The organism is Acidocella sp. MX-AZ02 (genome assembly GCF_000306035.1).
Classification (GTDB): domain Bacteria; phylum Pseudomonadota; class Alphaproteobacteria; order Acetobacterales; family Acetobacteraceae; genus Acidocella; species Acidocella facilis.
Genome location: NZ_JH976208.1, coordinates 21,673 through 22,666 on the forward strand (window position 1 = coordinate 21,673; position 994 = coordinate 22,666).

2 protein-coding genes are annotated in these 994 nt (G+C 51.1%); both read right to left on the bottom strand.

Annotation, left to right across the window (positions count from 1 at the left end; genetic code table 11):
* Positions 1–316: 316 nt before the first annotated feature.
* Complete coding sequence (locus MXAZACID_RS19720) at positions 317–610, bottom strand: hypothetical protein (protein ID WP_205619776.1); 294 nt, start codon at positions 608–610, stop codon at positions 317–319.
* A 12-nt stretch (positions 611–622) separates the two neighbouring features.
* Positions 623–994: hypothetical protein (locus tag MXAZACID_RS18780; RefSeq protein WP_205619777.1), on the bottom strand; the 372-nt coding region annotated here is incomplete at its 5' end.

Below are 994 nucleotides of genomic sequence, written 5' to 3' on the forward strand. Positions count from 1 at the left end.
GCTAGAGCGTATTCCGTTCACGTTGGTGCAGGGAATACGCTCTAGCCTTCTGTTCGAACGAGCAACCTTATCCGATCAAACGAGTCCGTTTGATCGGCGTGGGCTCGCGCGCGGCGATGCCGGTGGCATTGGTCAGGGGGCTGTTCTCGCGTGAGGTCTGCCCATAGGCCTCGTTAAAAATGGTGGGGTTACAACCGCCCAGAAACTGAAACGCGCCGGGTGAAATTCTACGAATATGCTCCGTTAAAAAACGGGGGGATTACCTTGCCTTTGGCTGCGCCGTCTGGCTCGAAGATCACACTGATCTTCTTCGCGGTCAGTCAATGAACTCCAATCCAATGGCTTTTCCCATCACCCATACGCGGCGTACAAGCCGTGGTTCTTGGGTTCCTGCCTGGAAATAGAATGTTTCTGGAACTTGCGTCAGCCATTCAGTCTCAACACGTGCGCCTCTCTTCGAGAGTTCGACAACTAAACAGTCAACACCACTTCGCCGCTCATAGCTAAAAAGCAGCTTGCCTCCCCAAAGAATTCGATGGCGTGCGACCTTTCTCCGATCCTGCGTGCTCGCTGGAAAAGGCAGGATAACACGCGATTCATTCGGTTTCATCTGTAAGATTTTCTAAGTGCCAGCCCCGGAAATACGAAAATTCTTGCACGACAGATCGATATAATCACCTGAATATGACTGATGATAGTCTCTGAACATGTCGAGATATGCTTCCGCCTCTTTCATGGCCTCTTCGGCTGATGCGAAATTCCGAATGCCTCCATTGTCAGCCATGAGGCCCCATGGGCTCAAACCATTTTCGTCAGCCGCGCGTGGAACCATGACAACCCATGGCTTTCTGATGCCCGGACGACTGACTGCGGCAAAGCCTACACAGATGAAGCAGTTCTGCCCACGTTTTTCCCAAACATAGCTAGAAGAGCGATTAGTTTCTTTACTTTTTCTAAAGATATTCATTCTAACCGCCACCATTAGGGGTCCCTT